The sequence below is a fragment of the Streptomyces flaveus genome, assembly GCF_014647675.1.
In the GTDB taxonomy this organism is placed as follows: domain Bacteria; phylum Actinomycetota; class Actinomycetes; order Streptomycetales; family Streptomycetaceae; genus Streptomyces; species Streptomyces flaveus.
The window spans coordinates 657556-664810 of record NZ_BMPQ01000002.1 but is presented as its reverse complement, the minus strand read 5'-3'; the positions used below and the strand labels follow the sequence as shown (position 1 = coordinate 664810).

Genomic DNA, 7255 nt, shown 5'->3' with positions numbered 1-7255 from the left:
GCCCGTACGGAGCCGTCCGCCGCTGCCGCCTGTGCCGCGTCCCGGAAGGCGACCTTGGTCTCGGTGTTCATCGCGTTCATCGCCTCGGGGCGGTTCAGCGTGATCGTCGCGAGTCCGTCGCTCACCTCGTAGAGCACGGTGTCGGCCATGGTGGGTCCCCTCCGGTGTTACGGCTTCGTCGTCGTCTTCATAGTCGTTTTCGTGGTCGTCCGAGGACAGCATGGCGTAGATCATGAGGAGTGGCTGCGTTCAGACATGTGACCTGCGTCAAAGAATTCCGGCACCCGAAAGTCGACACGGCGGCGCAGTATCGCAGTCACATCGCCGAATTGAGTGGTTTTGCTCAAGTGCGTTGCGCAAGCGATGCCGACTGATGTTGGTCATCGGGTCCTGAGATGCGGGATAATGGCTTGGAAGCAATGTGTTCGATGCCGGTGACGCGTGTCCGAGAAGTGGACGTGTGCCCTCGAAGGGGCCGTCGGCGACGATGAGCTGGTTTCAGGAAGGGGAACGAGCATGGCGGCCATGAAGCCGCGGACGGGTGATGGCCCGCTCGAGGTGACCAAGGAGGGGCGGGGCATCGTCATGCGCGTTCCGCTCGAAGGCGGCGGTCGGCTCGTCGTCGAGCTGACTCCTGACGAGGCCGACGCGCTCGGCGACGCCCTCAAGAAGGTCGTCGGCTGACGCGGGAGCGACGATAAGTTTTCAGCTGCCCCGGCACCGCGATTGGTGCCGGGGCACTGTTTTCACGGGCCACTGCAGCTTTAGGGCCACTGCAGCATTCGGCGCCCTACAGCGAGTGAGCCGAAGGGGCGCGACGGTGTCGAGAGGGCATGGGGGTCCCCCCGCTCGAGCGAATTCGAGAGTGGGGGAGCGCGGAGGCCCGACGAAGGAGGGTCGAGCACGATCGGCCTCTCGACACCGGCTGCAGCGCCCCGGAGGCGAACCGAGCTCCAAAAAAGGGGGAGGGCCGCTCAGCGCTTGACCGCGCACAGCAGGCCGTCGCCCACCGGCAGCAGTGAGGGCACCAGGTCCTGGGTTTCGCGGACCGTGCGCAGCAGCTCGCGCTGGCGCAGTACTTCCGTCGGCTGCGGGCCCGAGTCCACTGTCCGGCCGTTGGAGAAGACGCCCTCGAAACAGACAAGGCCGCCCGGGCGCAGCAGACGCAACGATTCAGCGAGATAGTCCAGGTATTCCAGACGGTCTCCGTCGCAGAAGACGAGGTCGTATCCGGAGTCCGCGAGCCGGGGCAGAACATCCAGGGCGCGGCCCGGAATGAAGCGCGCGCGATTACTGGCGAAGCCGGCGGCGCGGAAGGCCTGCCGGGCGAACTGCTGGCGCTCCGGCTCTGTGTCGACGGTGGTCAGTACACCGTCCGGTCGCATGCCGTGCAGCAAATGAATTCCGGAAACTCCGGTTCCGGTTCCGATCTCCGCCACTGCTTTGGCGCCCACGGTGGCGGCGAGCAACCGCAGCGCGGCGCCGGTGCCGGGCGACACCGAGCGCAGCCCTGCCTCCTGGGCCCGGTCCCGGGCCCAGTGCAGCGTGTCGTCCTCGGCGACAAAGGCGTCGGCGAACGCCCAGCTCGTCTGCCGGTTGCCGCTAATGACCCTCTCCCGTCCCCGTGGTTGCCTGGGCGTGACTGTATCCGTTGGCGTCGGGAACCCGCAGATGGGACCGGGCGTTTAGAGGGGTGTGGGACGACGCGGGGGGTAGCAGATGAACCAGGACACCGAGCAAGTGCTGACGCAATCGCGGAAGCGCGCATCAATTTCTCGTAAAACCGCTTATCCGGAGCTAACGGGCGAGGTGGCTATGGTAGGGGCTCCACTGGACACCACCAGAGCCGACAGGGGAGGTGCGGCTGCGCCTGGGGATCGAGGAGGGGTGCTGAGGCGCCTGCTCAGATCGGCAGGTGAGCCGAAATCCGTGACCAACACAGCTGACAAGTACCGCGCTGCCGATTCCGCTCAGACCGCGACCTTCACGTCCGACGCGGACTCGCAGGCGTGGACTCCGCCCACCTGGGAGGAGATCGTCAGCATGCACAGCGGCCGGGTCTACCGGCTCGCATACCGCCTGACGGGCAATCAGCACGATGCCGAGGACCTGACCCAGGAAGTCTTCGTCCGGGTCTTCCGCTCCCTGTCGACCTACACGCCCGGCACCTTCGAGGGCTGGCTGCACCGCATCACCACCAACCTCTTCCTGGACATGGTGCGCCGCAAGCAGCGCATCCGGTTCGACGCGCTCGGCGACGACGCGGCCGAGCGGCTGCCCAGCCGTGAGCCATCACCGCAGCAGGTCTTCAACGACACGCATTTCGACGCGGACGTCCAGCAGGCACTCGACACCCTTGCGCCCGAATTCCGTGCCGCGGTCGTCCTGTGCGACATCGAGGGGCTTTCGTACGAGGAGATCGCCGCGACTCTGGGCGTCAAGCTCGGCACGGTCCGCAGCCGGATCCACCGCGGCCGCTCCCAGCTCCGCAAGGCCCTCGCCCACCGGTCGCCCGAGGCCCGCGCCGAGCGTCGTGGCCTGGTCGTCACCGGAGTGCCCGCTCTGGGAGGAGGGGGCGCGACCGCGTGAGTGGATCACGTCCTACGCCGGCAGAGCAGCACCTGGGAGACCGACTCTCCGCCCTGGTGGACGGGGAGCTCGGTCATGAGGCGCGCGAGCGCGTCCTGGCCCACCTCGCCACCTGCGCGAAGTGCAAGGCCGAAGCAGATGAGCAACGACGACTGAAGAACGTATTCGCGGAAGTAGCCCCACCACCGCCCTCCGAGAGCTTCCTGGCCCGCCTCCAGGGGCTGCCCGGGGGAAGTGACGGGGGTGGGGGCGGCTCCCGGCTGGGTGGAGGAGGCTTCGGGTCGTCCGGCGCCTTCAGCGTGCGGCACGATCCGTTCGAGTATGTGCCGAACGGCCCGCATGCCGCCGTGCTGCCCTCGGAGCAGCGCGGGTTCCGTATCCATGACATCAGCAGACGTGAGGCCGACCGCTCGGCATCACGCGGGCTGCGCTTCGCGTTCGTCGCGGCCGGGGCCGTATCGCTGGCCGCGGTCGCGCTCGGCGGGGTGTCGACCGGTGTGCCCGACAGCGCGGACGCACGGGCCGGGTCCGGCTCGGGCAGCAATGTGACCCCGGCGCGTGCGCAGGGTACGGGCGCGGCGACGACGCCCGAGCAGCGCCGCCGTGGCTTCGCGCCGCTGCTCGCACAGGGGCAGCGTTCCTTCAACGCGGAGCAGGTCGCACCGACCGAGGTGTCCGCACCGCTGCTGCCCGGCGTGCCCCCGCCGGCCGGACAGCAGAACTCGCGTTCGCCGCATCCGCTGACCGCGCCTGCGGTGGGCGGTGCCACCGCGATGTCCCCGCTCATACGTCCCCTCGAGATGCCTCCGCCGGTCTCGCTGACCTCGTGGTCGACGACGTCTCACTTCACGATGCCCGGGCTGTCGGCCCTCGTGCCGATCCCCGAGCCGTCCGCCTCGCCCTCGCCTCCCTCCGCCCGCTGAACCCGCCCTCTGCGCGGCGGCCGGCGAACCTGGTTGAATCCAGGGATGGGCCGCGCCCGCCGGAGGGACCCGGGGCGCGGAGTCGACAATCCGCGGTGCACGCCGATGCGCCGTGCCGCGGGCCAGGTGTGGGGAGAGCATGGACGAGGGGAAGCACTCCGCTTCCGCGGGGGACGGGACGAATCCAGCCACGCCTGACGGCACCCCGACCCCGATCGGGCACGCGGAGGACACCGCGAGCGGGCTCCGCCGTGAGAACACCGAGGGCGACTTCGAGCTGGAACGGCCTGCGGGCGCCGCGCCTGTCCGGGAGGCGGGCGACGGCGGTCCGTCCGGGGGGCTGTACGGGGCGGGGACCGCGCCGGGGGGCGGTTCCGTGTCGGACGACGTCCGCGGCGGCGTGAGCGCGCCTGCTGACCACGTGCCTGCCGGCCGCGCGCCCGGTGAGCGCACCGAGCCTCTGCATGATCCGGATCCGTACAGCACGCCTCCGTACGGGGAGCCCGGGCCCTACGCGCCCGCGCCGCCGGTGCAGCATCCGGGGGCGACTCCTGCGCAGGGCACGGCCGTTCCGGCGGCGACTTCGGGGCATGGCACCGGCACACCACCCGGTGCGACCGCGGGCCATGGTGTGCCCGGACAGGCGGTGGCTCCGCCGCAGAACGGTCCCGTCGGAGCCGCGGCTCCGATGCACGCTGCCGCGCCTGGAGCGGGCCCCGCCCACGGAGCCCACCTACCCGCGCCTGCAGCGCCTGGAGCGGGCCCCGCCCACGGAGCCCACCTACCCGCGCCTGCAGCGCCTGTCCCGCCCGGCCCCCACCTGCCCGCACCCGCGGCGCCTATCCCGCCTGGCTCGTACACGGCCCAGGCCCACCACCCAAGCCCGGCCGCAGGCCCCCAAGCCTCACCCCCTCAAGCCCCAGCCCAAATCCCTCAATCCCCGCAACCCGTTCAAGGCCCCCAAGCCCCCCAACCGCCAACCCCCTGGCAGCACTACGACCCCTGGGCCGCCGCCCCTCTCCAGCAGAACGGCGCCGCCGTCGACAGCAAGGGCAACCGGCGTAAACGCGTCAGGCGGTTGCTGGTTCTCGGAGCCGCACTCGTCGCGCTGGTGTCCGGAGGCCTCGGAGGCGCCGTAGGGGCGTATCTCGAGCGGAACGGCGGGATCGAGGACGTAGAGCTGCCGCAGGCCGGGACGGAGGCCAAGGGGCGGGCGCCGGACAGCGTGGCCGGGATCGCGGCCAGTGCGCTGCCCAGCGTGGTGACCCTGCATGTGAGCGGGTCCGAGGCGCAGGGCACGGGCACCGGCTTCGTGCTCGACGAGCGCGGGCACATCCTCACCAACCACCACGTCGTGGAGCCCGCCGGAGCGAGCGGCGACATCTCCGTGACCTTCAGCGGCGGCGAGAGTGCCAAGGCCAAACTCGTCGGGGGAGACACCGGCTACGACCTCGCCGTCGTGAAGGTGAGCGGAGTCAACGGCCTCAAGCCCCTGCCGCTCGGCAACTCCGACAACGTCCAGGTCGGCGACCCGGTGGTGGCGATAGGCGCGCCGTTCGACCTCGAGAACACCGTGACCTCCGGGATCATCAGCGCCAAGGAGCGGCCCATCACCGCGGGCGGCGAGTCGGGTGACGGCAGCGACGTCTCGTACGTCGACGCCCTGCAGACCGACGCTCCGATCAACCCCGGCAACTCGGGCGGCCCTCTCGTCGACTCCAAGGCCCGCGTCATCGGCATCAACAGCGCCATCCGCTCCGCCGACAGCGGCTCCGACCTGGAGGGCGGCCAGGCGGGATCGATCGGTCTGGGCTTCGCCATCCCCATCAACCAGGGCAAGCGTGTGGCCGAGGAGCTGATCAACACCGGCAAGGCCACGCACCCGGTGATCGGTGTCACGCTCGACATGGACTTCACGGGCGACGGTGCTCGCGTCGGCACCAAGGGCGGCGAAAGCGGCCCGCCGGTCACCAAGGGCGGCCCCGGCGACCGGGCCGGCATCGAGGCCGGCGACGTCATCACCGAGGTCGACGGCCAGCGCGTCCGCTCAGGTGAGGAGCTCATCGTCAAGACCCGCGCTCACCGCCCCGGCGACCGCCTGGAGCTGACCCTGGAGCGCGACGGCAAGGAGCGGAAGATCACCCTCGTCCTCGGCTCCGCCGACGGCGGCTGACAGCAACGGACGGGACAGCAAGGGAGACCACAGAGGGGACGACAGGGGGACAACAACAGACGGGAACCAACAGGAACCGCATCACGAACTGACAGGAACGGCACGAGTAAGACGCCGGACAGTACCGGACAGACAGGAACGCCGGGTACCGTGGATCCGGCCCGGACCACGGAAGAATCCCGCCGAGGCCGAGGACATCCCGAGGAGCTGCAAGGTGTTCAATGACATAGGACCGCTCGAGCTGGTGGCGCTCGTTGTCCTTGCCGTGCTCGTCTTCGGTCCGGAGAAGCTCCCGAAGATGATCCAGGACGTCACGCGCACCATTCGCAAGATCCGTGAGTTCTCGGAGAGCGCCAAGGCGGACATCCGTGATGAACTCGGCCCGGAGTTCAAGGACTTCGAGTTCGAGGACCTCAACCCCAAGACGTTCATCCGCAAGCAGCTGGACAACGACGAGCTGGGGCTCAAGGAGATCCGTAACGGCTTCGACATGAAGAAGGAGATGGCCGAGGTCACGGACGCGGTGCACGGCCGCGAGTCAGAGTCGGCCTCCTCCACCTCCTCGGGCTCCTCGGGGTCCGGCGGCACCGTCGACATGACGAAGAAGCCCGAGCAGCTCGAGCGCCCCCCGTTCGACGCGGACGCGACCTGAGGCGTACGCCCCCTGGGCCGTTTGCCCTCGAGCTTCAAGAGCCCTGCGCCACCGAGTTCTGCCTGCTCACAGCGGTCGCAGCCTGACGCGTACGCGACCCACCCGCCGACCGGTTTCACAGCTCGCTCCGCACCTGTGGCTATCCTGCCTAGTTGTTGTGCGGACCGGAGGGACGCCCGATGGGGGGCGGGCCGTTTCGGTCCGACGAGAGCGAGGAGGCGTCCGGGCAATGGAGACGACAAGTCGGGTAGGCGCGCAGGCGCCGGACGCGGAGGGCGGACAACCGGCCCCCTCCGCCCGGCGCACGGTCGACGGCTACCTGCTGGCGCCCTTTCCGTGGTACGGCCTCGACGAGGCCTTCACAGGACCGCGCTGGCTGATGAAGGTCGGCACCGCGGCCGACGGAGCCGTGGAGCACGGCTCGATCGGGCACGGCGACGAACCATCCGTACGCAGTGAGTCGACGATGGACGACAAGGAACGCTTCGCGGTCGTGGTCACCGTCGCGGCCAACCCCGTGCGGCGCAGCGCCGACGGCACCGGAATACTGGAGGCCACCTCGGTGTCCTCCGCGGCCTGGCTCGCGGGCGTGGGACTGCTGTCCTGCACCTGGCCCGGCCACATGGACCACACCCTGCGCGACGACTGGCTGGACCAGCAGACCGAGACGGCGTGGGCCCTGGCGGACGACCTGACCGGCCCGGACTGGTCCCGCCTCTCGCTCCCCGTGGACGGGGCTCCGGAGTCCTTCCACTACCGCGAGTCCGAGTTCGGCTGGGTCCTCGCGGGCTCCACGCAGCAGGGCGTGCACCTGGGGGCGTACGGGCGGGGAATGAGCGCGTACGGCCTGGGCTTCGCCGTGATCAAGGACATCGCGGCGTACGCCTAGCCGGTACGCCGTAAGCCCAGCCGATACGC

The 7255-nt window shown here is 70.0% G+C and carries 7 protein-coding genes and 1 pseudogene; 6 read left to right on the top strand and 2 right to left on the bottom strand.

From position 1 onward, the window contains the following. Window positions 1–149 (bottom strand): annotated as a pseudogene (locus tag IEZ21_RS47405) (enoyl-CoA hydratase); the annotation flags it as partial. Window positions 150–516: 367 nt separating this feature from the next. Here IEZ21_RS47405 and IEZ21_RS06315 point away from each other — a divergent pair. Further along, window positions 517–684, top strand: a complete 168-nt coding sequence (locus IEZ21_RS06315; protein WP_003966491.1) for a DUF3117 domain-containing protein — start codon at window positions 517–519, stop codon at window positions 682–684. A 290-nt stretch (window positions 685–974) separates the two neighbouring features. Here IEZ21_RS06315 and IEZ21_RS06310 read toward each other — a convergent pair whose 3' ends face one another. Beyond that, complete coding sequence (locus IEZ21_RS06310) at window positions 975–1673, bottom strand: O-methyltransferase (RefSeq protein WP_078491728.1); 699 nt, start codon at window positions 1671–1673, stop codon at window positions 975–977. Between the two features lie 214 nt (window positions 1674–1887). Here IEZ21_RS06310 and sigE point away from each other — a divergent pair, with 214 nt between their 5' ends. The 5 genes from sigE (at window position 1888) to IEZ21_RS06285 (ending at window position 7226) form a co-directional block, all read left to right on the top strand. Next, a complete protein-coding gene (gene sigE, locus IEZ21_RS06305; RefSeq protein ID WP_033319962.1) occupies window positions 1888–2589 on the top strand; it encodes an RNA polymerase sigma factor SigE in 702 nt (233 codons plus the stop codon). Continuing rightward, window positions 2586–3512, top strand: a complete 927-nt coding sequence (locus IEZ21_RS06300) for an anti-sigma factor family protein (RefSeq protein ID WP_189320837.1) — start codon at window positions 2586–2588, stop codon at window positions 3510–3512. Before sigE ends, IEZ21_RS06300 begins: the two co-directional genes overlap by 4 nt. Window positions 3513–4143: 631 nt before the next feature. Beyond that, window positions 4144–5685: a S1C family serine protease gene (locus IEZ21_RS06295; RefSeq protein ID WP_444544974.1), complete on the top strand. Its 1542-nt coding sequence runs from the start codon at window positions 4144–4146 to the stop codon at window positions 5683–5685. 214 nt (window positions 5686–5899) lie between these two features. After that, a complete protein-coding gene (locus tag IEZ21_RS06290) occupies window positions 5900–6337 on the top strand; it encodes a sec-independent translocase (protein WP_033319966.1) in 438 nt (145 codons plus the stop codon). Window positions 6338–6566: 229 nt separating this feature from the next. Then, window positions 6567–7226 carry a hypothetical protein gene (locus IEZ21_RS06285; protein WP_189320835.1) on the top strand — a complete coding sequence of 220 codons (660 nt, stop codon included), beginning with the start codon at window positions 6567–6569 and terminating at the stop codon, window positions 7224–7226. Window positions 7227–7255: the final 29 nt, after the last annotated feature.

Excerpts from the sequence above, each read along its gene's own strand:
- IEZ21_RS06315 (WP_003966491.1), top strand. The coding sequence starts at position 517 with ATGGCGGCCATGAAGCCGCGGACGGGTGATGGCCCGCTCGAGGTGACC.
- IEZ21_RS06285 (WP_189320835.1), top strand. The coding sequence starts at position 6,567 with ATGGAGACGACAAGTCGGGTAGGCGCGCAGGCGCCGGACGCGGAGGGC.